At 64.4% G+C, this 26,432-nt stretch carries 17 protein-coding genes; 9 read left to right on the top strand and 8 right to left on the bottom strand.

The genetic code is table 11. From position 1 onward, the window contains the following. Window positions 1–80: 80 nt before the first annotated feature. Together DCG74_RS10435 and DCG74_RS10430 are read right to left on the bottom strand one after the other, a co-directional pair. Complete coding sequence (locus DCG74_RS10435) at window positions 81–2,312, bottom strand: CHASE2 domain-containing protein (RefSeq protein WP_172785069.1); 2,232 nt, start codon at window positions 2,310–2,312, stop codon at window positions 81–83. Window positions 2,313–2,460: 148 nt separating this feature from the next. Beyond that, window positions 2,461–10,815 carry a VCBS domain-containing protein gene (locus DCG74_RS10430; protein ID WP_246708786.1) on the bottom strand — a complete coding sequence of 2,785 codons (8,355 nt, stop codon included), beginning with the start codon at window positions 10,813–10,815 and terminating at the stop codon, window positions 2,461–2,463. 655 nt (window positions 10,816–11,470) lie between these two features. Here DCG74_RS10430 and DCG74_RS10425 point away from each other — a divergent pair. Continuing rightward, the gene (locus DCG74_RS10425) at window positions 11,471–12,202 is read left to right on the top strand and encodes a transglutaminase-like cysteine peptidase (RefSeq protein ID WP_172785071.1); all 732 of its coding nucleotides are present in this window, start codon (window positions 11,471–11,473) and stop codon (window positions 12,200–12,202) included. Between the two features lie 184 nt (window positions 12,203–12,386). Beyond that, on the top strand, window positions 12,387–13,502 hold the full coding sequence (locus DCG74_RS10420) for a lysozyme inhibitor LprI family protein (protein ID WP_172785072.1): 1,116 nt from the start codon (window positions 12,387–12,389) through the stop codon (window positions 13,500–13,502). Window positions 13,503–13,692: 190 nt separating this feature from the next. Here DCG74_RS10420 and DCG74_RS10415 read toward each other — a convergent pair whose 3' ends face one another. The 6 genes from DCG74_RS10415 to DCG74_RS10390 all read right to left on the bottom strand — a co-directional run bounded on the left by DCG74_RS10415 (window position 13,693) and on the right by DCG74_RS10390 (window position 20,460). Next, window positions 13,693–14,892 carry an ABC transporter substrate-binding protein gene (locus DCG74_RS10415; protein ID WP_172785073.1) on the bottom strand — a complete coding sequence of 400 codons (1,200 nt, stop codon included), beginning with the start codon at window positions 14,890–14,892 and terminating at the stop codon, window positions 13,693–13,695. A 75-nt stretch (window positions 14,893–14,967) separates the two neighbouring features. Next, window positions 14,968–16,806: a long-chain fatty acid--CoA ligase gene (locus DCG74_RS10410; RefSeq protein WP_172785074.1), complete on the bottom strand. Its 1,839-nt coding sequence runs from the start codon at window positions 16,804–16,806 to the stop codon at window positions 14,968–14,970. Between the two features lie 74 nt (window positions 16,807–16,880). After that, window positions 16,881–17,669 carry an ABC transporter ATP-binding protein gene (locus DCG74_RS10405; RefSeq protein ID WP_172785075.1) on the bottom strand — a complete coding sequence of 263 codons (789 nt, stop codon included), beginning with the start codon at window positions 17,667–17,669 and terminating at the stop codon, window positions 16,881–16,883. 3 nt (window positions 17,670–17,672) lie between these two features. Then, a complete protein-coding gene (locus DCG74_RS10400) occupies window positions 17,673–18,431 on the bottom strand; it encodes an ABC transporter ATP-binding protein (protein ID WP_172785076.1) in 759 nt (252 codons plus the stop codon). Then, entirely contained in the window at window positions 18,428–19,579 is a 1,152-nt protein-coding gene (locus DCG74_RS10395) for a branched-chain amino acid ABC transporter permease (RefSeq protein ID WP_172785077.1), read from the bottom strand. The genes DCG74_RS10400 and DCG74_RS10395 overlap by 4 nt, the downstream gene beginning before the upstream one ends. Before the next feature lie 5 nt (window positions 19,580–19,584). After that, window positions 19,585–20,460, bottom strand: a complete 876-nt coding sequence (locus DCG74_RS10390; RefSeq protein ID WP_172785078.1) for a branched-chain amino acid ABC transporter permease — start codon at window positions 20,458–20,460, stop codon at window positions 19,585–19,587. 273 nt (window positions 20,461–20,733) lie between these two features. On the opposite strand from DCG74_RS10390, the gene DCG74_RS10385 reads away from it, so the two are divergent. The 7 genes from DCG74_RS10385 (at window position 20,734) to DCG74_RS10355 (ending at window position 26,418) form a co-directional block, all read left to right on the top strand. Next, window positions 20,734–21,483: an ABC transporter ATP-binding protein gene (locus tag DCG74_RS10385; RefSeq protein ID WP_172785079.1), complete on the top strand. Its 750-nt coding sequence runs from the start codon at window positions 20,734–20,736 to the stop codon at window positions 21,481–21,483. Continuing rightward, window positions 21,480–23,006 carry a permease gene (locus tag DCG74_RS10380; RefSeq protein WP_172785080.1) on the top strand — a complete coding sequence of 509 codons (1,527 nt, stop codon included), beginning with the start codon at window positions 21,480–21,482 and terminating at the stop codon, window positions 23,004–23,006. Before DCG74_RS10385 ends, DCG74_RS10380 begins: the two co-directional genes overlap by 4 nt. A 67-nt stretch (window positions 23,007–23,073) precedes the next feature. Beyond that, complete coding sequence (locus tag DCG74_RS10375; RefSeq protein WP_172785081.1) at window positions 23,074–23,328, top strand: AbrB/MazE/SpoVT family DNA-binding domain-containing protein; 255 nt, start codon at window positions 23,074–23,076, stop codon at window positions 23,326–23,328. Then, entirely contained in the window at window positions 23,325–23,720 is a 396-nt protein-coding gene (locus DCG74_RS10370; RefSeq protein ID WP_172785082.1) for a type II toxin-antitoxin system VapC family toxin, read from the top strand. Before DCG74_RS10375 ends, DCG74_RS10370 begins: the two co-directional genes overlap by 4 nt. 65 nt (window positions 23,721–23,785) lie before the next feature. Continuing rightward, the gene (locus DCG74_RS10365; RefSeq protein ID WP_172785083.1) at window positions 23,786–24,598 is read left to right on the top strand and encodes an MBL fold metallo-hydrolase; all 813 of its coding nucleotides are present in this window, start codon (window positions 23,786–23,788) and stop codon (window positions 24,596–24,598) included. 65 nt (window positions 24,599–24,663) lie between these two features. After that, the gene (locus DCG74_RS10360; RefSeq protein ID WP_172785084.1) at window positions 24,664–25,185 is read left to right on the top strand and encodes a hypothetical protein; all 522 of its coding nucleotides are present in this window, start codon (window positions 24,664–24,666) and stop codon (window positions 25,183–25,185) included. Between the two features lie 180 nt (window positions 25,186–25,365). After that, complete coding sequence (locus DCG74_RS10355; protein ID WP_172785085.1) at window positions 25,366–26,418, top strand: amidohydrolase; 1,053 nt, start codon at window positions 25,366–25,368, stop codon at window positions 26,416–26,418. Window positions 26,419–26,432: the final 14 nt, after the last annotated feature.

Genomic DNA, 26,432 nt, shown 5'->3' with positions numbered 1-26,432 from the left:
GCCATACTTACCTCGATGCACCTGCATATGGTAGGCGTGCTTCGCTTTGCCCACCCTGCGGGAGGCGGTGACGGCGACCATTACTTGGTCAGCAGGGCATAGGCGCCGGTCCAGCCCTCCGGCGGCGGCTCGATCTGGAAATCCTTGATCCGCGCCTCGTAAAGCCTGAACAGCTTCTCCAGCGTGTCGGCGTCCTCGCTCTTGCGGCCGCGCTCGATCGCGTCCAGCGCGCCCTGCCAGTCGCGGCTACGGTAGCAACCGAGCATCTCGATGGTGATGTTGCGCAGGCGCTGGAACGCGGCCGAATGCATCACGTCCTCGCGGCCGGCGATGGCGTAGATCACTTCCGGCTCGGACTTGCCCTTGACCATGATGAAGTCGAGCTCGAGGATCGCGAACTTTTCCTTGGCGGCGAGCGCGGTGCGCGAGCCCACGATGATCGGGAAGCCGTATGCCTTCGACTGGCCCTCGAGGCGCGAGGCCAGGTTCACACTGTCGCCGAGCACCGAATAGTTCTTCTTCAGGTCGGAGCCCATGTTGCCGACCACGCCGATGCCGGTGTTGAGACCGATCCCGACATTGAGCGGGATGTAGACGTGGCCGCCGTCGGCGGCTTCCTGCTCGCGCTCCTTGTTGACCTCGTCGATCTGCTCCAGCATCTGGATCGCGGCTTCGCAGGCGTTGATCTCGTGCTCGGCATCGTCGAGCGGCGCGTTCCAGAACGCCATGATGGCGTCGCCCATGTACTTGTCGATGTAACCCTTGCGCTCGATGATCACGTCGGTCAGCGGCGTCAGGAAGCGGTTCATCAGCGCGATCAGCCCTTGTGGATCGTGCTTGTAGCTCTCCGAGATCGTGGTGAAGCCGCGCACGTCGGAGAACATGATCGTCATCTCGCGCTCCTCGCCGCCGAGCACGAGCTTTTCCGGCGATTGCGCCAGCTGCTCGACCAGCACCGGCGACATGTATTGCGCGAACTGCCCGCGGATCTGCACGCGCTGGCGCTGCTCGCGCACGAAGCTAGCGAAGATCAGCGTCAGATAGACCGCGGTGGTCGACAGCAGCGGATAGGTGAAGTCGATGAGCTGGCGGTGCTGCACGTAGAAGAACCAGGACACGCCGACCAGGATGGCGGCGAAGGCCCCACCCGCAAGCACCAGGCGGACGGGGCCGAGATTCGGCGTGAAGATGATGACGAGCAGGCCGATCACCAGCGCCGTGATCAGCTCGATCCCGAGCGCGTAGTTCGGCTGCGAGATCACTGCGCCGCTGAGCACGCTCTCCAGCACCTGGGCATGGATCTCGACACCCGGCATGGTCGCGGACACCGGCGTCGTCTTGATGTCGTTGAGCCCGGCCGCGGAGGTCCCGACCAGCACCAGCTTGCCGGCGAACTTGCTCGGCGACGCGCTGTTGTCGAGCACGTCGGCCGCGGAGACGTAAATCGAAGGATCCCTGCGGGCGTAGTGCACCCAGAACTGGCCGTTCTTGTCAGTGGGGATCTCGACGCCCTTGAGGCGCACGGCCCGCACGCCGGTCTTGTCGGTCCTGATCAGCAGCGTCGGTGTCCCCGTGACGACGCGCAGGATCTCGAGGCTGAGCGATGGCATGATGTTGCCTTGGGCACGCATGACCATCGGCACGCGGCGGATGAACCCGTCGCGCTCCTTTCTGATCGAGAACAGGCCGCGGCCGGCGGCCGCCATTTCGATCACCGGCACGTTGCGCAGCAGGCCTGGAAATTCGAACAGGAAGCGGTCGGCGCCCTCCTCCCCGACCGTCGCCACGCCCGTGAGCGGAAGTGACTTGTCGGGCTCGGCCAGGATATCGGGCAGACCCGTCTCGCCCAGCACCACCCGCGAGCGCTTGATCGCCTCGGCGAGGATCTGGTCGTTGGTCGGCAGCCCGCGCAGCTTGGCGCGCGTGGCGTCGTCGAGATAGCGCATCTGGCCCGCGACCAGATCCGGATTGAGTCGGTCGGGCTCCGAAAACACCACGTCGAAGCCGATCGCCACCGCGCCGTTGTTGGTGAGGCTCTGGATCAGATCGGCGATCCGCGTCCGCGGCCACGGCCATTGCCCGAGCTTGGCGAGGCTCTTGTCGTCGATGTCGACGATGGTGACCGGCCGCGCCGTCTTGTGCCTGGGATCGATCAGCTGGAACATGTCGAAGGTGCGCAGCCGCAATTCCTGGATCGGCGGCGGATCCCAGAGGCGCGCAACGGCGAATAGAACCAGCAGCGCAAGGCACATCAGCCGCGCAAAGCCGAGCTTCCGCGCAAACCACCGCCGCAGGATCCTCAGACGTTTCATGCCAGCCGAACTTCCCGCCCCGCACCACGCCGGGCGGACCGATCATGGAGCCTCGGCCCGCGATTGGCTATTCCCTGACGGTGGTAGACGGTGAATTTTTTGCCGCGGTCAAGCTACGCGCCTGTTGGCCGATAGGACCCGCACGTCCTCACGTGACATGCGTGCCGAAGATGAAATCGCTGGCCTGGAGATTTGCGGCGACCACGTTCTTGAGCAGGAGCGACTCGTGCTCCTGTATCAGTCCGGATTGCTGCGAGACCTCCTGATTCCAGGTGATCAGGGTGTCGCCATTTTGCTGCTGGGCGATGGCGAGGTCGCCCTTGCAGCCGACGTCGGAGAACTGCCGCAGATCGATCTTGTCGAGCCCTACCTTGAAATCGGTGATCGTGTGGGAGAAATCGGTGACGGGTTGCCCGTTGTCGTCATACAACAAGCCCGGCGCGAACACGAACTGATCCTTGCCCTCCCCGCCTGTCAGCGTGCTGTTCGTATCGGTCGCGAAGATGACGTCCTTGCCGCTGGTGCCTTCCAGGGCAACGGCCTGGCTGGTGTCGCCGGCCTCGTGGAAGATGAAATGGACGGTGTCGAACAGCCCCGTGGCCTGGTCCGTCACAGTCAGCGTGATCTGCTCGATGTCCGGCGGCTGGGCTTGAGGATCGGAGCTGGCCGCTGTCGGATTGTAGGTGGCGCCGGTCTCGAAACCGAGGTTGATCTCCTCGAGCGAGCCCGAGGCCGGATAGAAGTCCACCTGACTAAGACCTGGATGCGCCGTCGACATGGTGACGGTGAAGTCGTGGTCCGCCGAGCCGGTGACCATGAGATCGGTGATGATGTCGGAGTTGTTCTCGATGATATGCTCGACCTGGAAGCTCTCGGTGTTGATCACCGGGCCGTCGGCGGGAGCAGTCACTTCCGTGCCGATGGTGGTGAGATCCTGCGAGACCGGAGTCTCACCGCCGGTGCCGGTCACTGAAAGATCGATTGTCGCGGTCGACAGATCAGTCGTGATGGCACCGGTATAGGTGTCGTCGAGCGCGTGGACTCCCAGCGCGCCCGGCGTCCCGGAAAAGCCGTTGGCGGGCACGAACCGGATCAGCGTATCGGGGCCCAGCACCAGCGCGTTCGTGTTGCTGACCGACCCGATATCGGCCCATTGATCCGTGCCGGCGAGCTCGTACTGCCAGACGCCCTGCGCCGTGGTGGCGGCGTCGGAGGTCACCGCGAGGGCTTTGAATGTCGCACCGGTGTCGGCGTCGTGGAACTTGTCCGTGAACAGGCTGCTGATCGCAGCTCCGCTCGGATCGCTGTCGTTGCCGGCGACGGACGCCAGCGTCGCATCATCGAGCGTCGGCGCGTCGTTGCTGCCCACGATGTCGATCGTGACGGTGCTGCTGGTGCCGGCGCCATCGGCATCCGACGGGACGATCGTGTATTGCAGCGACAGGGTCTGGCCGGCGGCGAGGAAATCGAAGTCCTCCCCCTGCGAGTTGAAGGTCCAGGTGAACTGCGCGTGGGTGGCGGTGCCGTTCAGGATATCGGCAGCCGGAACGGTCAGATAGTTCAGTAGATCGGTGTTCGACAGCCCGCCGACGTCGTCGGTCTGCAACACACCGTCAAGATAGACCGAGAGGTGATCGCGCGCGACGCTCACATGATCGGTGGCGTCCGCGTCGGACAGGGTCAGCGTGCCGGTCTTGTCCAGCCCCGCATTGGCCTCGTCCAGAGTCGCGCCGGCGCTGTCGCCGCTTGCGACCGTGATCACCGGCGCGTCGTTTTTGCCGGTGATGGTGACCGTCACCGCGGCCGTATCGGTCTTGCCCTGATGGTCCGCCAGCGTGATGGTGGAGACCACCGTCACGGTCTGGCCTTCGCCGAGGAAATCCAGCGCGCTATCGGCGATGGAATAGCTCCAGCCGATCGCGCCGTTGTTCTTGTTGCCGGGCGCAGAGAGCGTCAGCGCCTGCTCCAACGCGGTGATTTCGTCCGGCGACAGCGTCAGCTGCGTGGTGTGGTCGGCGTCGAGCCAAGTCAAGGCATACGCGACGTTCGTCACCGTCGGACGATCGGTGAGGTCGATGTCGGTGAAATGGATCGCGCCCGTCCCACCCGAGACCGGATCGAGCGTCGGATCGCCGGTGGTGCTCTCGAGCTCGGAGAAGCTCACGCTCGGCGAGGCCTCTGCCGCGGTGAAGACCGGTGCATCATCATCCGCATTGAACGTGATCAGGGTGCCGCCATGGCCGTCGCTGCTGCCGGCGAAATGGGCGTTGCTGTAGTCGGCACCGGTCAGATTCAGATCGATGTGGTTGCCATCGGCGTCGGTGACCGTCAGCACGCCTCCGGTCGCAGGGTCGGCATTGGCGACATAGACCGCACTGGTGCCGAGACCGTACTTGATCGTGGACAGGTCGATCGTGTCGCCCGCGGACAGCCCCGCGATCGATCCGCCGAAGGACGACGTATCGATCTGAAGCGCGGCGCCATCACCGGCGAGCGTGACCGTTTGCGTGACCGTGCCTTCGAGCTTCAGGAGCGCGCCGGCATCGACGGTAACCGACCCCGCGCCGGACAGCGAGCCGAACAGCGTCAGGGTCCCGGCGTTGACCTCGATCGTACCGGCGTTGGTGATGGCGCCGGAGATCGTCGCCGTGCCCCAGCTGTCGATCTCATGATAGTTCGCAATGCTCAGGCCGGTCCCGGCAATCGAGGCCCCATCGAGCAGGTCGATATCGCCGTCGTTGACGATCGACGACAGGCTGCCGAACACGCTGGTGCCGGAGACGGTCCAGATGCCGCCCGCGTTGTTGTTGAAGGTGGCCGTGGCGACGGAGATGTTGCCATTGATGTCGCCAGAGTTGTTGATCGTGATGGCGCCGCCGGTCTCGACGATCGCATAGGTCGTCGAGGTCACGCCGGATGCGTCCGCAGCACCGATCGTGCCGGAATTGTCGATCGTCGCCGTGCCGGTCGCGTTCTCCTGGATGTAGATCGCCGCGTGACCGGTGGGAGCCGAGATCGAGCCGGAATTGGTGATGTGCGTCGAGCCGGTCGCGCCGGCCCCATTCTGCGTGACGCTGATGCCGGCGAAGCTCGTGCTGCCGATGTCGCCATGATTGACGATGGTGACGTCGCCGGCGCCGGTGGCGAGGGCAGCCACGCCGACCGCCCCGGAGGCCGAACCGTCATTGGTGATGCTGACGTCGCCGCCGCCATGATCGAACGCCGCGATCGCGGTGCCTGCGGCGGAGATCTGTGAATTCTGGCCGGTCGTGACGGTGATGTCGCCAACACCCCAGGTGAACGCCTCGATGCCATAGCCGGCAGCCGCGGTGATGTTCGCATCGCTGTTGACGACCACGTCGCCGTTGACCGCGTTCGAGAATGTGCCGTTTCCGCCGGGCTTGTAGCCGGCGATGATCGCGCCCGGCGTGGTGCCGTCGTTGTTGAGCGTGGTGCCGGAATGAATCGTGCCGTGTGCTTCGACCGAGATCGTGCTCGCAACGCCGGCGGCAATGGCCGTCGCAAAATTGACGGCCACGATGCCGGAGCTGCCGGAGGTGATGCTGTCGCCTTTCGCCAGGGTGACGCTGATGTCGCCCTGGTCGATGCTGTGGGCCCTGATGCCATAGCTGGCCGCACCCGAGATCGTGACATTCTCGCCGAGCGTGACCGTGACGTCACCGGTGCCGCCGCTCAATGCTGCGGCGTTGATTCCCATGCTCTGCGCCCCGGACACCGAGATCGTGGTGCCGGCGAAGCTGGTCACCGAGACGTCGCCGCTCCCGTAATTATAGGCGTTGATGCCGTAACCGGCCGCGGCGGTGATGTTGCCATGGTTGTTGACGACCACCGAGCCGTTGACGCCGGTATTGGCGTGGGTGCCACTGGTGGCGCCGGTGTAGCCGGCTTCGATGCCGGCCGGAACATTGCCGGCCAGGTTCGGGCTGCTTCCCGAATTGATCGTGCCGTAGCTGGTGACCGTGACGCTGCTATCGGCCGCAGCGTTGATCGATGTCGCGCGATTGACGGCGACGATGCCCGAGCTGGCCGACGTAACGATGCTGCCGGCCTCCGTCGTGACGGTCTGGCTGCCGCTGCCATAGCTGCGCGTCCGGATGCCGTAGATGAAGCCGCCGGTGATCGAGCCACCGGCGTCAATGTCGATGTCGCCGTGGCCCAGCGTCGCTGCATCGATGCCATACGCGCCGCCCGCCGCGCCGCCGAGCTGAGTGATCGAGATGTCGCCGCTATTGGCAGCGTTCAAATTCTCGACGAGAACGCCGACCGAATTCGTGCCGGTGCCGGTCGCCTTGCCGGTGAGATTGTTGACGGTGATGTCGCCGGAGCCGGTCGCACTGTCGCGCAGCGTGATGCCGTTGCCGGCGAGGCCCGTGATGTCCTTGGTTGCGGTCAACGAGACGTCGCCGGCGCCGTTCTGGGTGACGACGAGCCCGTTGGCCGCGCCGGTCAGTGCGCCGGTTGGCGTCAGAATGACGTCGCCATGGTTGCCGCTGGTTCCGCCGGATGCAGCGAGCGTGAGCGCGTCGCCGCTCGCGCTGGCGATATCGGCATCACCGGTGACGGTGAAGGTACCGCCGGTCGAGGCCCCGGCCGAAATAGTGCCGGTGAAGTCATGGCTCGTGGCATCGAGCCGGAGCGTGTTGGCACCGCCGGCAAAAGTGACGGTCTGCGCATCCGCGCCGCCCAGCGCGAGTGTCGCGCCGTCGTCGACGAGCAGCGTCCCGACGCCGGTGATGCCGCCAGCGAGGTTCAGCGTGCCGGCCTGCACCTCGATCGTGCCGGTGTTGGTGACCGCGCCCGTGATCGTGCTGCTGCCGGAGACGCCGTAGAGATGACCGGCATTGCTCAGGGTGCCGCCGTTGATCGAGACGTCGGTCAGATAGAGCTTCGAGGCGCCGTCGACCGCGATCGTACCGCCGGCATTGCTGACGGTCGCGGTCGCGAGCTTGAGGATGCCCCCGCCCGCCGCCTCGATCAGCCCGAGATTGGTGATGGCATGAAGCAGGCCGGGATCGATCGTCAGCGTGCCGCTGGTCACGGAGATCGTGCCGGTGTTGTTGAGGTCGGCGCCGTCGACTGCGCTCGTGCCGGTCGATTCCAGCGTGCCCGCGATCGTCACCGTGCCGCCGCTGATGGTCGAACCGGCGAGATCGAGCGACGAGCCCGATGCGACCGACACGGTGCCGCCGGTGTTGGTCACCGTCATCGCAGTCAGCTTCAGTGTGCCGCCGTTGATCGCGGCCAGCGTGCCGGTGTTGGTGACGGCCTGGTGGTCGATATCGAGCTCGGCGCCGTTGGCGCGGAGGGTGCCGGCATTGGCAATGGCGGCCGAGGTCGTGGCGGCGAGCGTCAACACGCCGCCGATCGCCTCGATCAGGCCGTTGTTGGTGATGGACGCATTGGTGACGGTGCTGGCGCCGGACGAGGCCAGCGTACCGAGCACGTTGAGCTGGCCGCCGCTGACGCTCGCGCCCGAGAGCGTCAGTTTCTTGCTCGCATCGATCTTGACGGTGCCGCCATTTGCGATCGCGGTCCCCGCAACGGTGACATCGTCGAGCGTCAGCGTCACCCCGCTTCCGACCGTGACGGCGCTCGTGCTCAATGTCGCCCCGCCGTCGATCCTGCTGGCGCCGGTGACGTCTATGTTGCCGCCACCGTCGATCATGCCGCCGCTGATGGTTGCGCCGCTGATCGACAGCTTGCCCGAGGCATCGACCGTGACGTGGCCGGCGTTGGCGACGCTGGATCCCTGGTCGATCGTCAACCAGCCATTCGCCAGTACCCTGATCGTGCCGGCGGAGGTGTTGGAGACCGTCTCGTTGGCAAATTCGACCGTGCCCTCGACGTTGACCGTACCGGAATTGGTCAATGAGCCGTTCTCGATCAAGCTGGCGCCGTTGAGTTCCAGTGTCCCGAGAATCGTGACCGTGCCGCCGTGGACGGCCGCATTGTCCACGATCAGCGTCGTGCCCGCGTCAGCCTTCAGCGTGCCGCCGGCATTGGCGATGTCGGCCAGCATCTTCAAGGTGCCGCCCGACAGCTCCAGCGTGCCGGAATTGGTGATCGTGGTACCGGCAGCGAAATCGCCGCCGCCGGCGAGCGTCAGGTGGCCCGCATTGGTGAGCACGCTCGTGTCCAATATCTCGGCCTTGCCGCCGACCGACATCGTGCCGGTCGCGGCGTTGGTGAGGATCGAGTCCGCGCTCATGTTGAGCGCACCGGCAATGGTCAGCGAGCTCTGGTTGATCAGCTTCGGCGGCGGGCCGCCGAAATCGTTCATCGTCAGCGATTTCGCATAGGCGGCCGCATCGATCGTCACCGGATAGGACGGCGTCAGACCGTGCAGCTGATCGGTGATGACAATGACGTCGTCATCGATGGTCGGGACGGTCCCGGTCTCCCAATTGGCCGCGTCCTTCCAGAAGCCGCCGGAGGGCGCGCCCGCCTTGTCGGTCGCGATCCAGACCACGGCGGGCGCGTCGGTGCCGGTGATCGTGACCGTGATCGTCTGCTGGGCCGTCGCGCCTTGCGAGTCCGTGACGGTGACGGTGTAGACCAGCGTCAGCACCACGCCCTTCGGAATGAAGTCGGCGAGATAGACCGGGAGATCGGCCAGTGACCAGTTGATGGTGCCGGTGCCGTCACCGGTGCTGTCGGCGCCCGCAGCGATCGCGACCGACATCGCGCTCTGGAATGCCGCGAGCGGACCGGGCGGAACGGTGCCGCCGGGCAGGGTCGCGCTGGTCAGCGCCACCGACACCGTATGCTTGTCGGTGAGATCGACGTCATCGAAGCTCAGCGTGCCCGAGGTCGGAACGTCGCTGGTGAGCGGGCCACCCGGCACGCTGGTGCCGCCTTCGAAAGTGATGACGGGAACGTCGGTGGTGACCACCGGCTTGTCGTTCGTTCCCGTGATCGTGATCGTGATCGGGATGAACTTGGACTCGGGGTTCACCGAGAAATTGGTGTCGACGCGGACCATGTAGGTCAGCGTCAGGGTCTCGCCGGCCGCGAGGAAATCGAAGACCTTGTCCGGGATCGTGTAGGTCCAGACCGCCGAGCCGTTATTGTTGTTGGCGGGGTCGGCGACGACACTGATCTGAATCTGCGTCGCCGCGATGTCCTGCTTCTGCAGCGCGGTGAGCGAGCCGGTGACATCCTGCTGGCCGGCGCTCTTGTAGACGTAGTTCGGCGCCTCGGCGAGGCTCACGCTCACCGTCGGCAGGTCGCCGAGGTTTTGATCGAGGAATCTGATCAATCCGGAAATCGTGTCGGCGTGCGTATCGCCGGTGGTGTCCGCCCGTTCGGTCAGCGCGAACGCCGTCCTCACGTTGCCGCCGAGGTCGAAGCTTTGCGCGATCGGCTGACCGGGAATGCGGCCGGGCGTCGGCGTCGACGTGGTTGGGCCTTCCTGCGTCTGCGGATTGAGATTGACGAAGGTCGCGGTGACGATCGGACCGGACCCCGACTTGAGCACCACCTCATGGCCGAACGGCGTGATCGTGTCGGTGTAGTTCGTGGTCAGCTTGGTGTTGGTGTTGTTGTCGGTGAACTTCAGCGTGAACACGTCCGTGATCAGCTTCTGCACATCGGGCGACATCAGTGCGTTGGTGACCGAGACGTTGCCGCCGCTGATCTGGATCATCTGGCCGGCCTGGTTGACCGTCGCGATCGGCAGCAGCGTGACCTTGTCGAACAGGATATAGGAGCCGGTCGTGCCGTTCGGCTCGACCAGCACCTGGAAGCTCGCCTGCGGCTGCGGATCGCCGCCGCCGGCGGGAACGACGAAGTTGATCTGTGTCAGCACCGCCGTGCCGCGGATGCCCATGGTGGCGACCGGCGTGTCGACCTTCATGTCGCCGTGCTTGGCGGTTTCGCCGGCGACGAAGGTGATGGTGCCCGCGACCAGGCTGAGCAGCGAGGAATTGTTCGACCCGTTGGGGTCGTAGACCATCTCGTTCAGCACCATCCGCGCATTGGAGGACAAGCCGAACACGGTGCCGTCGATGAAGGTGATGCCGAGCGTCGAATCGGCGCCGGTCGAGACCACGTCGCCCTTCTCGACGTTGTCGCCGTTGTTCAGGATCACCGAGACGCCGTTGCGGATGGCGGTCGCGCTGCCCACGAGCTTGGTGACGTGACCGATGACCTGGGCCGCACCGGCGCCGGGCGCGGCCTGGGCGACCTGGACGTGGCCGGTGAGGGCGTTGACGACGTCGCCGCCGAGGTGGGCGCCGTCGGGCGAAGCGATCGCGGCGCGCTTGTCGCCCCTGAAATAATCGTGAACGACGAACTCGTGACCGTCGTGCGACAGCACGAGGTCGAGCCCGGCACGCTTGAACTCGCCGTTGAAGATCAGATTGGCGTCGGGAACGACGAATGCACCGTCGGGCACATGGCCATGCGCCTTGGCAATGAAGGGCTTGGCGGCAAAGGAATCGACGTGGACAAAGACGGGCGAGTTGGAACTCTGGCCGTCCAAAGACGTCGCGGCGTCAAATTTGCCAGCGTAATTCAACCGGGCACCGTAAAAAGGGTTAAAATTTATGTAAGTATCGACGACCTAAGCTTGCTTAGCATTACCAAGTCCTTAGCGAAACCATCTATTGCTTGTGTGATTTCGCGTCACTTGACCGTAAGAACCTGCGCCGGGCGGTGCATTCCCAGAGGAGCGGAAGTCATATTCCAAGAATTCGGAAGTCGAAACAGGGTTAGATGCACGCATTTCCCGCCGCCCCAAGTCATTCGAAGTAAAACTGGTAGAACAGATACTTGCGTCATCTTTTGTTCGTGATGCCCTGCAACATCCTGCGGCAAATACGGCGTTAAATCTGTGACCTAACTAACAGAACCCGTGAAATAGCGGGTCGTTAGCCATAGGTGAGATTCGGCGCCCGTCGCAACTTCTGCCTGCAATTGGTTCCATTTCGCGGCAGCGAGGCTCTCCTAGCCGTCGAATCGTAAAATTTTACGCAATTCGGGCGGGTCCGATTCAGCCTGCCACCCGGTTTTGAGACCCCTGCCGGGCGCGTTAAGCAGAACAAAACGGCCCGTCTCGCACTATCTCCGCGAAAGCAACAAAGCCCGGCACGACGAGATCGAGGGGGATCTCGCGAAGCCTGGGAAGGGGATGTCAGATGGAGACCGCTGCTCGCTCGCGCGCCTTTCGCGCAATCCTTGTCATGTGCGGCTTGATCCTGCTCGGCTCGGCCGCCGAGCTTCGCGCCGGCACGCTGCTCTCGCCGGGCGCCGGCGTCCTCGTGCGCAAATCCGCCGAACCGTTTGGCGTGTTCGCCTTCGCCATCTCATCCGGCAGCCTGCAGCAGAAATGGTCCGCGCTGAAGGACAAGCTCGACGACGACATGGTGCAGCTCGCGCTGTGCGACGGCGACCGGGACAATTGCGCTTCACCCGCGGCGCTCGAGCTGCTCGCCATCGTCGATCAGGCCCGCGCCCGCGACGGCCGTGCGCGGCTCGGCGAGATCAACCGCGCCATCAATCTCGCCATCCATGCCGCCAACGACGGCAGCGCCGACCTCTGGAGCTCGCCGCTTGCGACCTTCGCGCGCGGCGCCGGCGATTGCGAGGACTATGCCATCGCCAAGCTGGCCGCGCTGCGGCTGGCGGGAATTGCCTCTGAAGACCTCCGCATGGTCGTGGTGCGCGACGTCAGGGCCGGCGAGGCGCACGCCATTGCCGCAGCAAAGCTCGACGGCCAATGGCTCATGCTCGACAATCGCCGCATGGCGATGGTCAGGGACGACGCAACGCGGAGCTATCAGCCGCTGTTCGTGCTCCACCAATCGGCCGTGCTGAAATATGTCGACGAGCCGGTACAGGTCTCGATGGCGGCCGCCGAGGCGCGTTGATCGAATCGGCCTCCTAGCCCGGCTAGAGCGCAGCGAAATCCGGGACTCTTGCCACTCGCACCGGCCCCGGATTACGCTTGCGCACCATGCGGGCTACAGACCTCCCGCTGCTCTTCCGCACAAACCCATTTCACCGCGCAAGACCAGACGCTAGCATGGCGCCTTCCGTGCGGGGGCGACTGGAATGCGATTCATCGTGCTGTCTGTGCTTGCGCTGCTGGCATTGCCGGCGGCGTCCGCGTCGGCGCAATCCGACCGCGCGATCGCCGACAGGCTGCCGCTGTTCTCCAGGAACAACTGCCAGCAGATTCGCGACCCCGGCAATCAATTGTTCTGCGGTGATGCGACCCTTGCCGCCGCCGCCGAGAAGCTGAGCGTCGCGATCGAGGCGCGGCTCGCCCGCCTGCCGGATCGCCTGCCTGGAATCGAGGAGAATGCGATCTGGGTCCGCCAACGCAACCTCAGCTGCGGCATCGTCGGCCAGACCGCGATCCGCCCGGACGAATTCGACCAGGTCAAGGCGTGCCTGCTCAAGGTCACCGAGGAGCGCGCCGCGATCGTTCGCGATCCGGATTTCGACTGCCTTGCGGCCAACACCGCTGCGGGCGCGGTGATCTGCGCCGACCCCACGCTGGCGCTTGCCGAAACCGAGCTCAATGGCCTGGTGCTCGGCCTGATCGGCAAATTGGACCCGACCGCGGCACGCTTTGCCTTCGCCGAATATGGACGATGGACACGCGAGCGCGACCGCAAATGCAATCTGGTCGGCAAGGAGAACGTGCCGCTGCATGAGCTGGAATCCGCGGAGGACTGTCTCGCCGAACATTTGAAGCGCAAGACCGATGAAATCCGCGCCGCGAAAGGCGATCCCAAGAAGGTGTTCGGCCGGCAGGTCGCGGCCCGATCACCCGACACCGACGCGGTCGATTTCTGCGCCGCGCGGATTCATGCGGCCAATTCCTGCGGCAATTTCCTGCGCATCAACCGCGTCTATGCGCTCGACAGCCAGGTGAGCGACCAGGAGGCGCAGGTCACCGGCGAAATCGAGATGGCCGTGCTGGCCCCCTTCACCGTGTGCAGCAAGATCGCCTCCATCTGCACCGGCACCTGCTGGGACCCCACGACGGGTCGTCCGCAGACGGGAGCCGGCAACAAGGAGCGCGCCGCAGACGCCTTCAACGTCACGCGCCGGCTGAGAATCCAGCGAACCTTCGCCTTCGTCAAAGCCGACGATGGCTGGCGCTGCCGGGAAGACGAGCTCGCCCCGGTGAGCTCGGGCACCGCAGGCGGGGGATCGTAGGGTTCTTACCGCGGCACATCTTCCTTCTCCCCTTGTGGGAGAAGGTGGCGCGCGCAAGCGCGCCGGATGAGGGGTTCTCTCCACACGCAAGACCTTCGCGAGGATAGAGACCCCTCACCCGGCTCGCCGCTTCGCGGCGATCCACCCTCTCCCGCAAGGGGAGAGGGTGCACCGTCCGCGCCGCAAGAGATCAAAACATCAGATTGTCCTTCACCAGCACCCAGCGGCCGTTCTTGACCTGTTGGACCTGGGTGACGGTGGTCGCGAGATGGTTGGTCTTCGAGAACACCGTCGGCGGCGAATTGAAGATGTCCTGGAACTTGTCGCCGGACTCCAGCGCGTCGAGCATCTTCTGGCCAGTCAGATCCTTGCCAGCCTTGTTGGCATAATGCGCGAACGTCATCACTGCATTGTAGCCGATGATGGCCTGGGTGTTGGCGTCGGCGCCAAACATCTTCTTGTAGTTGACGAGCCAGTCCTTCACCTTTCCCTTTGCGGTGTCTTCATAGGGAATTTCGAAGTTCGAAGCAGCATACAAGCCTTCCACCGTTTCCTTGCCGAGCGCCGGCACCTCGAGCACGTTGACGGGCGTGGCGCCGAGGAAGGTGACGTCCCAACCGAGCTTCTTCGCTTCACTCATCGTGCCGATCGGCTCACGGAGCACCGCGCCGAGCACGACGAGGTCACAGCCGTCGGACTTCATCTTGGCGACTTGCGCCGAAAAGTCGGAGGCGCCGCGCTTGTAGCTCGTGATCGAGGCCGGCTGCACCTTCATGGCGGCGAGCTGCTGGTTAAAACCATCGAGCACGTTTTTTCCGTACTCGTCGTCCTGATGCATGATGCAGGGCTTCTTGAAATTCTTTGCCTCAATCATGTATTTGAGCGCCGCGCGCGTGCTCTCGACGTAAGGAAGCAGGTTGTTGAACTTCAGCCGCTCCTGCGGCTTGGCGGGATCGAACTTGAAGGTGAACTCGGCCGCCGTCAGCGGGAAGAGCTGCATGACCCCGGCGTCGAGCAGGATATCCTGCGCGGCGAGCACGGTGGGCGATCCCATCGGTCCCACCATCGCGAAGATCTTGTCGCGCTCGATCAGCTTCTGCGAAGCCAGCACGGCCTTCTTCGGATCGTAGCCGCTGTCCTCGACCACCAGGCGGATCTTGCGGCCGTTGATGCCGCCGGCGGCGTTGACCTCCTCGACGGCCATCTTCATGCCGTTGGAGACCGGCACGCCCCAGCCCTTGATCGGACCCGACAGGTCCTGATGGGTGCCGATGACGATCTCGGTTGCCGAAATGCCTTCATTGGTGATCTTGGTTTGCGCGACGGCCGGCAGACAAGTGAGCGCGATAGCGCCCATAGCTAGGCCGAACGCGTGGAACGACTTCGACATTGAGGTCTCCTCTCCTTTTGGGCCCATATTGTGCGAAGGGCGGGGCCATCGCTCCCTCGCTTTTTCGAAAGGTATTCACGCCACCGCACGCTCGCGATACATCGCCTCGATCTCGGCGGCGTAGCGCTTGTTCACGAAGCCGCGCTTCAGCTTCATGGTCGGCGTCAGCTCCTCGTCCTCGGGGGTGAGCTGGCGCTCGATCAGGTAGAACCTCTTGATGGTCTCGACGCGGGCAAAATTGCCGTTGACCTGTTCGATCTCGCGCCCGATCAGGTCCTGGATCTCCCTCGCCCGGCACAGGCTGGCATAATTGGTGAAGGGGATGTCGTGATCCTGGGCGAACTTCTCGACGTTCTCCTGGTCGATCATCACGAGGCAGGTGAGATAGGGCCGCTTGTCGCCGATCACGACGGCGTCCGAGATGTAGGGCGAAAACTTGAGCTGGTTCTCGATCTCGGACGGCGTGATGTTCTTGCCGCCGGCGGTGATGATGATGTCCTTCATCCGGTCGGTGATGCGGACGAAGCCCTCGTTGTCGATGGTGCCAACGTCGCCGGTGTGCAGCCAGCCGCGGGGATCGATCGTCTCTGCGGTTTTCTCCGGCTGGTTCAGGTAGCCCATGAACAGGAAGTCGCCCTTGATCAGGATCTCGCCGTCGGGCGACAGCGCGACCTCGCCCCACGGCACCGCGGTGCCGACCGAGCCGAGCTTGATCCTGTCCGCGGGCATCATGGTGGCGACCCCGCAATTCTCGGTCTGGCCGTAGACCTCGTGCATGTCGATGCCGAGTGCCAGATACCAGCGGATCAGCTCCGGCGCGATCGGCGCTGCGCCGGTGAATGCGATGCGGCAGCGGTCGAGCCCGATCATGCGGCGGATGTTGCGGAACGCGACCACATAGGCGATGCGGTTGGCGATGCGCAGCGACAGCGGCGGCGCCCTGCCCTCGAGCCGGCAATCGACCATGCGGTAGCCGATGCCGATGGCGCGGCGATAGACCCATTGCTGCAGCGGCGTCGCATCCTTCAGCGCGATGGTGATGGCGGAATAGAATTTTTCCCAGACGCGCGGCACCGCCAGAAAGGCGGTGGGCTGCACCTCGCGCAGATTGTCCGGCACGGTTTCCGGGCTTTCGGCAAAATTCATCACGGAGCCGAGCGCGACCGAGATGTAATAGCCGCCGACGCGCTCGGCAACATGGCACAGCGGCAGGAACACCAGGCGATCCTCGTCCTCCCGCGCCGGGATGAAGTCGTTGGCGTGCCGCATCTGGTGGGTCACGCTGCGATTGGCGTGCATCGCGCCCTTGGGCGGACCGGTGGTGCCGGACGTATAGACGAGGATCGCGAGATCGCCGGCGACACGGCTGTCGATTATCTCCTGCCACAACGCCTCGCGGCCGACCATGTGGTTGCGGCCAAGCGCGCGAAACTCGTCGAGCGACATCACCATGTCGTCGGAGAAGCCGCTGAGGCCCTCCATGTCGAACACGATGATCCTCTGCAAGCTCGGGCAGCGCGCGCGGCAGGTGAGAATCTTGTCGAGCTGCTCCTCGTCCTCGGCGAAGATCACCCGGGTCGCGGAATCGTTGACGAGATACTCGACCTGGGACGCAGAATCGGTCGGATAGATTCCGGAGGAGACGCCGCCGGCGCACAATATGCCCATGTCAGCGTAGACCCATTCGGGGACGGCATTGGCGATGATGGAGGCGACGTCGCCGGGCATGAAACCGACGGCGCGAAGCGCGTAGGCGATCTCTTTCGAGATCGCGAGCCACTCTCGCCAGCTCGTCGGCTGCCAGATGCCGAACTTCTTCTCGCGGATCGCCGGCCTGTCGCCCCGCGTCTCGGCGGCGCGCAAGAAGCTCTTCGCGATCGTATCAGCGACCGTCAGCACCGCCGGTCCGGCCATGCACCTCTCCTCCTTGTCGCCTACCCCCCGCTGCCTGCCTTGCCGGCGGTCTTTGCGCTGGAGGGGTTATCCATCTAACGCCACGTTTTCTTCTTTTTCCAGCGCCGTTCGCCTCTAGCGCCCGCTTCCTTGGCGCCAAGGTAGAATTCCTGGATGTCCTGGGAATGCATCAAGCGGTCGCAGCTGTCGTTCATCACGATACGGCCGATCTCGAGCACATAGCCGTAATGGGCGGTTTCCAGCGCCACCTTGGCGTTCTGCTCGACCAGCAGGATCGACATGCCCTGTTCCTCGTTGACCCGGCGGATGATGGTGAAGATCTCCTTCACCAGCAGCGGCGACAAGCCCAGCGAGGGCTCGTCGAGCAAGAGCAGCGTCGGCCGGTTCATCAGGGCGCGGCCGATCGCGAGCATCTGCTGCTCGCCGCCGGAGAGCTGGCCGGCCGGCTGATTGATGCGCTCCTTCAGGCGAGGGAAATAGCCGTAGACACGCTCCAGATCCTCGGCGACGCCGTCCCGGTCCTTGCGCGGATAGGCGCCCATCATCAGGTTCTCGCGCACCGAGAGGAACGGGAACACCTCGCGTCCCTCCGGCACGTGGCTGAGGCCGAGCCGCACGATGCGGTCGGCCTCCATGCGCTGGATCGGCTTGCCCATGAACTCGATCGCGCCCTTCTGCGAATCGAGGATGCCGGAGATCGTCTTCAGCACCGTGGTCTTGCCGGCGCCGTTGGCCCCGAGAAGTGTGACGATGCGGCCGCGCGGCACTTCCAGCGAAATGCCGCGGATCGCCATGATCGGCCCGTAATAGCTCTCGATGTTGGAGAGTTTTAAGATGATTTCCGGAGTCACGGCGGCGTCCATGCGTCAGGCTCCGAGATACGCGGCGACGACGTCGGGGTGCTGCTGCACCTCGGCGGGCGAGCCCATCGCCAGCACCCGTCCGTAATTCAGCGCAATGACGCGATCGGAGACCCGGTTGACCAGCGACATGTCGTGCTCGACCATCAGCACGGTGACGCCGAGCTCGCTCTTCATGTCGCGGATCCAGAACGACATGTCGTCGGTCTCCTCGACATTGAGGCCGGAGGACGGCTCGTCGAGCAGGATCAGCTTCGGCTCCGAGCACAGCGCGCGCGCCAGCTCGATCACCTTGCGCACGCCGTAAGGAAGGCCCGAGATCAGCTTGTCGCGATAGGGTTCTAGGTCGAGGAATTCGATGACCTGCTCGACCCTGCGCCGGTGCACCTTCTCGTTGGCCCGCACGCTCGGCAGGAACAAGAGCTCCTGCCAGAGCTGCGTGGTCGAATGGCGGTGGCGGCCGACCAGAAGGTTCGATAGCACGCTCGCATTCTCGAACAGCTCGATGTTCTGGAAGGTGCGGGCGATGCCGAGCTTTGCGATGTCGTAGGGCGGCTGCTCCGTGATGTCCTGGTCCTCGAAGAAGATGCGGCCCGAGGTCGGCCGGTAGATGCGCGAGATCAGGTTGAAGATCGAGCTCTTGCCCGCGCCGTTGGGCCCGATGATCGAGAGAATCTCGCCCTTCTCGACCGCGAACGAGACTGCATCGACCGCCTTGAGGCCGCCGAAATGCAGCGACAGGTTCTCGGCGCGGAAATAGCTCATCGATTGCGCTCCGACTTCACGTAGATCTTCTGCCGCTTGAAGGTGGCGCGCTTGTAGAGCGGGAACAGCTGGAAGAAGAGCTTGATCTTCAGCCAGCGGCCGTAGAGGCCGAGCGGCTCGAACAGCACGAACAACACGATGATGACGCCGTAGATCGCGCCCTTCAGGCCGTTGAGCGAGGCGAAGGCCGCGACCTTCGCCTGGATGTTGCCCGCCATCGCCGTGCCCGCCCCGAATGTCGCGGCAATGCCGGCGATGATGCCGGGCATGTCGTCCTTCAGATAGGTCAGGAACGGATCGATCATCACGATGAAGATCGCCCCCAGCACGGCGCCGTGCAGGCTGAAGGTGCCGCCGATCAGGATCACGATGATGAACTCGATCGAGAGCTGCAGCGTGAACATCTCCGGCGAGATGAAGGAGAGCTTGTGCGCGAACAGCACGCCGGCAAAGCCGGTGATCGCGGCCGAGATCGCGAACGACTTCACCTTGTAGAGCGCAACATTGACGCCCATGCTGCGCGCCGCCGTCTCGGAATCGCGGATCGCGACGAAGGCACGCCCCGTCGGCGAGCGCAGCAGATTGAGCGTGCCGACGATGGTCAGCACCAGCACGGCAAGGCAGAGGTAATAGAAGGTCGGGCTGTCGCGCGGCACGGCGACGCCGAGCAGCGACAGCGTCTTGACCCGCATGCCTTCGTTGCCGTGGGTGACGCTCTCCCATCGCGCCAGGATCTCCTCCACGATCAGGGCAAAGGAGATGGTGGCGATGACGAGGTAGATGCCGGTAAGGCGCAGGGCGGGAAAGCCGACCATCGCGCCGATGATGCCGGTCAGGAGCCCGGCGGCGAGGAAATAAACCGGGAACGGCACATTGTACTTCTGCAAGTAGGCCGCGGTGTAGGCCCCGATGGCGAGGAAGGCGGCATGGCCGAGCGAGGCCTGGCCGGTGAAGCCGGTCAGGATCAACAGCGCCACGCCGACGGTCGCATAGATACAGACGAAGACCAGCTGGCTCATCAGATAGCTGGAGAGCACGTAAGGCGCGATCAGCAGCAGCGCGAGCAGGACGCCGTAAGTGGCGACGTAGCCCGAATGCGGGAACAGCTTGATGTCGTCCTCGTAGTCGGTCTTGAACAGGAAGCGCATGGCGTTCAGACCTTCTTGCGGACGTGCAGGCCGAACAGGCCCTCGGGCTTCAGCAGCAGCACGGCGAGCAGCACGATGTAGGGCGCAACGTCCTTCCAGCCCTCGGGCAGGTAAAAGCCGGCCATGCTCTCGATCACGCCGATCAGAACGCCGCCGACCACGGCGCCCGGGATCGAGCCGAAACCGCCGAGCACCGCGGCGGGAAACGCCTTCAGACCGAGCACGAGGCCGACATTGGAATGGATGAAGGTGATCGGCGCCAGCAGCACGCCGGCGCAGGTCGCGACCGCCGCGCTGATCGCCCAGACGACCGACACCACGCGCTTGACCGGAATGCCCATGTAATAGGCTGCCAGCATGTTCTCGGAGCTGGCGCGCATCGCGGTGCCGAGCGTGGTCTTGTTGAAGAACAGCCAGAGCAGCGTGCACAGGATCATCGTCGCCGCGATCACCGAGAGCTTGTCGTAGGCGAGCACCAGCGAACCCATGCGCAGCACGCCCTGGCTGAACGGCGTCTCGATCTTCAGGTCGTCGGTGCCCCAGATCATGCCGGCAATCGAGCGCAGGAAATAGCCGAGGCCGATCGTGGCCATGATGATGGAGAATTGCGGATAGCCGAGGATCGGCCGCACCACCACGCGCTCGGCCAGCATGCCGAACAGCGCCATCGCCGCCACCGCACCAGCAAAGCCGATCCAGTAGTTCAGGCCCATCATGCCGATGAAGGTAAAGGCGAAGAAGCCGCCCAGCATCATCAGGTCGCCCTGGGCGAAATTGACGACCTCGGTGGCCTTGTAGACGAGCACGAAGCCGAGCGCGATCAGGCCGTAGACGCAGCCGAGCGCAACACCGCTGACCAGCTGCTGAACGAAATCCAGCATTGACGCGCGTCCTCCCGATGCATCCGGCGGTTCTTTTGGCCGCCTTGCCGCATCTTGTGTCCAGTCGCTACGCAGTCGTTTCGCCGCGTTCGCGCCATTTGTCCGGAATCAATTCAGCCTGAACGCCCGCGCGCTGTCAACAAACGGTGACTTGTCCGGATGCCTTGTCTTTAGTCCAATCCGGTTGACGGAATTTGCGGCAGTGCGATTCACGGTGCCGAAATATCTTCGGGTCATGGTCGCGGGCGATGCAAACCGGATGGTATGGCCGTCATGAAGCCGGACAACTCGGCGCTGGAAGTGGTGGGGTTAACGAAGCGTTTTGACCGTCTGGCGGTCGACAGCCTCGATCTCACCATCCACGCCGGCGAATTCTACGCGCTGGTCGGCCCCAACGGTGCCGGCAAGACCACCACCCTGCGCATGGTTGCGGGCCTGCTCAGGCCCGATGCCGGCGCCGTCTCCATCTTCGGCATCGATGCGCTGCAGGATCCCGTCGCCGCCAAGCAGGTGATGGCGTGGGTCTCCGATGAGCCCATGATCTACGACAAGCTCACCCCGCTCGAATATCTCGAATTCGTCGCCGGCCTCTGGGGCATCGCGCCGTCGATCGCGCAACCGGTCGCCGAGGACCTGCTCGATTCGCTCGGGCTGGAGGCGCACCGGCACGAGCGCTGCGAGGGCTTTTCCAAGGGCATGCGCCAGAAGGTCGCTCTCGCAGGGGCGCTGGTGCACGACCCCCGCCTCATCATCCTCGATGAACCCTTGACCGGGCTCGATGCCGTCTCCGCTCGCCATGTGAAGGGCCTGCTCAGCGCGCGTGTCCGCGCCGGCTGCACGGTCATCATGACCACGCATATCCTCGAGGTCGCCGAGCGCATGGCCGACCGCATCGGCGTGATCGCCTCCGGCCGCCTGGTCGCCGAAGGCACGCTTACCGAGCTGCGCCAGCAGAACGGCCATGCCGACACCAGCCTGGAAGATCTCTTCATCGCGCTGGTGACGCTTCAGGAAGCGGCATGAGCTCGGCCACCGCGCTGTCCTGGTTTGCCCGCCACGAGCTGCGGCTCGCCTGGCGCGAATGGCTCGCCATGATGACGGGCGGGCGGCGCAAACGGGCGCGCGCGGCAATGATCGGCCTCGTCTGCTTCGCCGCGCTGCTGCACCTGCCGGCCTGGGCGGTGATCGGCCGTTTCGCCGACCTGCAGCTGCCGCTCGACAAATCCTCGCTGATCGTGATTTCGGCGACTATCTTTCTCGCCTGGACCTTGATGCTGTCGCAGGCGATCGAATCGGTGACACGGGTATTTTACGCCCGCGCCGATCTCGACCTGATCATGTCCTCGCCGGCGCGGCTCGCCAATCTGTTCTCGGTCCGCATCGCCGCGATTGCGCTGACCGTCACCGTGCTCGCGCTGCTGTTCTCGACACCCTTCATCGACGTGCTGGTGATCGGCGGCGGCGCGCGCTGGCTCGCGGCCTTCGGCGTCGTCATTGCGATGGGCCTGTCGGCGGCGGCGATCGCGATCGCCGTCACCATTCTCCTGTTCCGGCTGATCGGCCCGGCGCGGACGCGCCTGATCGCCCAGATCCTCGCAGCGATCATCGGCGCGGGCTTCGTGATCGCGCTTCAGGTCGCGGCGATCATGTCCTACGGCACGCTTTCGCGCTTCACCATCCTGACCTCAGGCAGCGTGGCCGCCTACGCCCCCGACGTCGACAGCATCTGGTGGTGGCCGGCGCGGGCAGCGATGGGCGACAACGAGGCGCTGTCGCTGATTCTCGCGCTCGCGCTCGTGATGCTCGGCAGCGTGATGGCGATCTTCTCGCACCGCTTTGCCGACACGGCGATCGATGCGGCGGCCTACGCCACGTCGGGCCGCGTCCATACCGAGGAGCGCGCGTTCCGCGGCGGATCGCGCCAGCAGGCGCTGCGCCGCAAGGAATTCATGCTGCTGTGGCGCGATCCATGGCTGATCTCGCAGACCTTGATGCAGCTGCTCTATCTTGTGCCGCCGGCGCTTCTGCTCTGGCGCAACTTTGCCGACAGTTCGGCGGCGCTGACGCTGATCACACCTGTCATCGTGATGGCGGCCGGACAGCTCGCCGGCGGGCTCGCCTGGCTGACGATCTCGGGCGAGGACGCCCCCGACCTGGTCGCGACCGCGCCCTTGATGCCGTCCGCCGTCATTCGCGCCAAGATCGAGGTAGTGCTGATCGCGATCGCCGTGATCTTCGGTCCGCTGCTGGCGGCACTGGCCTTTGCCTCGCCATTCCAGGCCGCGGTCAGTGCCGGCGCGATCATCGTCAGCGCGGCCTCGGCGACCGCGATCCAGCTCTGGTTCCGGGTGCAGGCAAGGCGCAGCCAATTCCGCCGCCGGCAGACCTCATCGCGGCTCGCGACCTTCGCCGAGGCCTTCTCCTCGATCGGCTGGGCAGCCAGCGCCGCACTGCTGCTCGCCCTGCCGCTCGCCGGCCTCATCAGCGGCCTGATCACCGCAAGCCTCGTTGCCATCACTTGGAAGTTCAGCCCGCGCCGGGAGTGAGCGGCGCCCCTTGAAAGTAAGGAGAAATTTCCTTACTTATCGAAGATCTCAAGGATTGAGGAATCCCATGAGCACGCTCACCGTCACGGCGAAGGGGCAGGTTACGCTCCGGAAAGACCTTTTGGAGCACCTTGGTGTGCATCCCGGCGACAAGATTTCGATAGAAAAGCTCCCTGGGGGTCGAGTTGAGGTGAGGGCAGTTCGGCCCACCGGAAAGATTTCGGATGCGTTCGGCTTCCTGAAAGGGAAAACGAACGGTCGATCGCTTTCGATCGAAGAGATGAACGAGATCATAGCTGACGGCTGGTCCGGCAAGCGATGAAGATCACACCAGACACCAATGTCCTGGTACGGGTTCTGGTCGGGGATAATGCCGAACAGAGCAAAGCAGCCGAAGCCGTTCTCAAAAAGGCGGACGTAGTAGCCATCTCGATCTCGGCACTGTGCGAGTTGGCCTGGGTCCTCTCGCGAGGCTACAAAACTTCCGCTGTGAATATTGCGGCGTCTATCCGGCACTTCATCAGCGCCTCCAATGTGGTCGTCAACCGGCCTCTGGCTGAGGCTGGGTTGGCACTCCTCGATGCTGGCGGCGATTTTGTCGATGGGATCATTGCTCATGAAGGCTATTGGCTTGGGGCCGAGACCTTCATTTCATTCGATAAGAAGGCCGTAAAGCTGGTAGAGGCAAGCGGCGGATTGGCGCGGCTGCCGTAGCGGCGCATGACGTCGCACAAATTCGACGATACACTCTCGCCGAATGCGCAACGGGTGATCGCGTTATGCCTCGACTGGTCCTGACGATCTTTGCCTTCTTCGGCTTGCTCCTCTCGCCTGCCCTCGCCCAGCAGCCACAGCGCAGCGAATGTCTGGCGATGGCCCATGCTGCTCCGCGGGCCATGCCGGTCGCGTTCCGGCCGGCCGCCGGCTCTGCCGAGGTCGAGATCACCTATGCGGGCCATTCCACCTACTACATCGACACGCCCGGCGGCTTGCGCATCGCCACCGATTATAGCGGCGCCTATCAGGTCGGCCGCCTGCCCGACGTCGTCACCATGAATCGGGCGCACAGCACCCATTACTCCTTATACCCGGACAAGCGCATTCCCCACGTGCTGCACGGCTGGAGCGACGACGGCAAGCCGGCCATCGTGTCGCAGCGCATCGGCGATACCTTTGTCCGCAACGTCACGACCGACATCCGCCGCTATTACGGCGACGATGTCGGCGCGGACATGATCCGCGACGGCAATTCCATCTTCATCTTCGAGGCGGCCGGCCTCTGCATCGGCCATCTCGGCCATCTCCACCACAAGCTCGACGACAGCCATTTCGCCCAGATCGGACGGCTCGACATCGTGATGGTGCCGATTGACGGCACTTACACCATGTCGCTCGAAGGGATCTCGGACATCACCAAGCGCTTGCGCGCCTCGGTGGTGTTGCCGATGCACCGCTTCGCCACCCCGCTCGACGACTTCATGCGCCGGATCGGCCAGCAGTTCGAGATCGACCGGCGCATCGAGCGCTCGTTCCGGATGTCGCGGGATACGCTGCCGACGAAGCCGACGGTGATCATCCTCGACGGGGTCTGAAGCGCAATTTTCTCCAAGCCGGCCATTGGCGGGTCATGCTGATCTCCCTGCAACAGGAGAGCGATATGACCGACTTTGCGCGACTATTGCACGCGAACGGACCCAACCCCGAACACGCCGCGGCGCTCCAGCTCTATGGCCGCTTCGTCGGCGACTGGGACGCCGAGATCACCGCCCATGGGCCGGACGGAACGAGCCACACCGCGCCGGGCGAGATCCATTTCGGCTGGGTGCTCGAAGGCCGCGCGGTGCAGGACGTCTGGATCATTCCCCGGCCGGCGGGCGGTGCGGCCTTTCCGATCGCCGGCAATTGGTATGGCACGACACTGCGCGTTTACGATCCCGGCATCGATGCGTGGCGGATTTCCTGGTTCGATCCGGGCCGCCGCGTGTTCAGGCAACAGATCGGCCGTCCCCGTGGCGACGACATCGTGCAGGAAGGCACGACCGAAGCCGGCGACCTGACGCGCTGGAGCTTTACGGAGATCACCGGCGACTCCTTCCTTTGGCGTGGGGAGGTCAAGCCAGCCACGGCAGCGGAATGGCGGTTGATGGTCGAGGTCAGAGCAAGACGGCGCAAGGCCTAAGGCAAACAGATATTGATTGGATCGATCGGGCGGCAAACAACCTCTCCGGCTGGCGGGCCCCGCAAGCGGGAGGGAGCGCACCTCCTCCGCCGCCGCCATGGTGCTCTGAACAACGCGCGCTGCTGTGCGTCAGAATGAGGTGCTAAGCTCCGGGTACAAAAAATCAGGGAGCGAAGGCCGATGGCAGCAAGCGGTGTGCCCGCCAACACGAGCGGGCTGTTTGTCGATCCGCGCGAGGACTGGCTCGCGCTGCATCGGGAGGAGATCATCGATCCCTTGCGGCCGATCGTCGATCCCCATCACCATCTGTGGAATCGCGGGCACCGCTATCTGATCGAGGAGATGGCCGCCGATATCGCCTCCGGTCACAACGTCATCGCCACCGTCTATGTCGACTGCCGTTCGATGTATCGCGCGCATGGGCCGGAAGCATTCCGCCCCGTGGGCGAGGTCGAGTTCGCCAACGGCGTCGCCGCCATGAGCGCGAGCGGTGGCTACGGCAAGGCCGCGATCTGCGCCGGCATCGTCAGCCACGCCAATCTGCTGCTCGGCGACGCCGCAAAGGGCGTGCTGGAAGCCGAGATCGCCGCCGGCAACGGCCGCTTTCGCGGCATCCGGCATTCCTCGGCCTGGGACGAAGATCCTGTCGTCGCCGGCATGTATGCGAACAGGCCGAAGGGATTGTTGCAGGACTCGACCTTCCGCAAAGGCTTTGCCTGCCTCGCGCCCCTCAAACTCAGCTTCGATGCCTGGCTGTTCCATCCGCAGATCGGCGAGCTCACGGCGCTGGCGCGCGCCTTCCCCGACACCAGGATCGTGCTCGACCATTGCGGCGGCCCGGCCGGAACCGGCCGCTTCGCAGGGCGGCGCGAGGAGGTGTTTGCGCAATGGCGCGCCTCGATCCGGGAGATCGCGAGATGCGAGAACGTGGTGGTGAAGCTCGGTGGTCTCGCGATGTGCCTGCTTGGTTACGACTTCCATTTGCGCGAGAGGCCGCCGACATCCGAGCAGCTTGCCACGGCCTGGCAGCCCTATGTCGAGACCTGCATCGAGGCGTTCGGCCCGAAGCGCGCGATGTTCGAAAGCAATTTCCCCCCGGACAAGGGCCAGTGCAGCTACCAGGTGATCTTCAACGCCTTCAAGCGTATCACCTCAAAGCTGAGCGAGGCCGAAAAGACGGCGTTGTTCTCGCAGACCGCGATCGACGTCTATCGGCTCGAGCTGCCGTCATGACGAAAAGAGGGGCC

This window comes from Bradyrhizobium sp. WBAH42, from assembly GCF_024585265.1.
In the GTDB taxonomy this organism is placed as follows: domain Bacteria; phylum Pseudomonadota; class Alphaproteobacteria; order Rhizobiales; family Xanthobacteraceae; genus Bradyrhizobium.
This window is presented reverse-complemented; position numbering and strand designations above follow the sequence as displayed.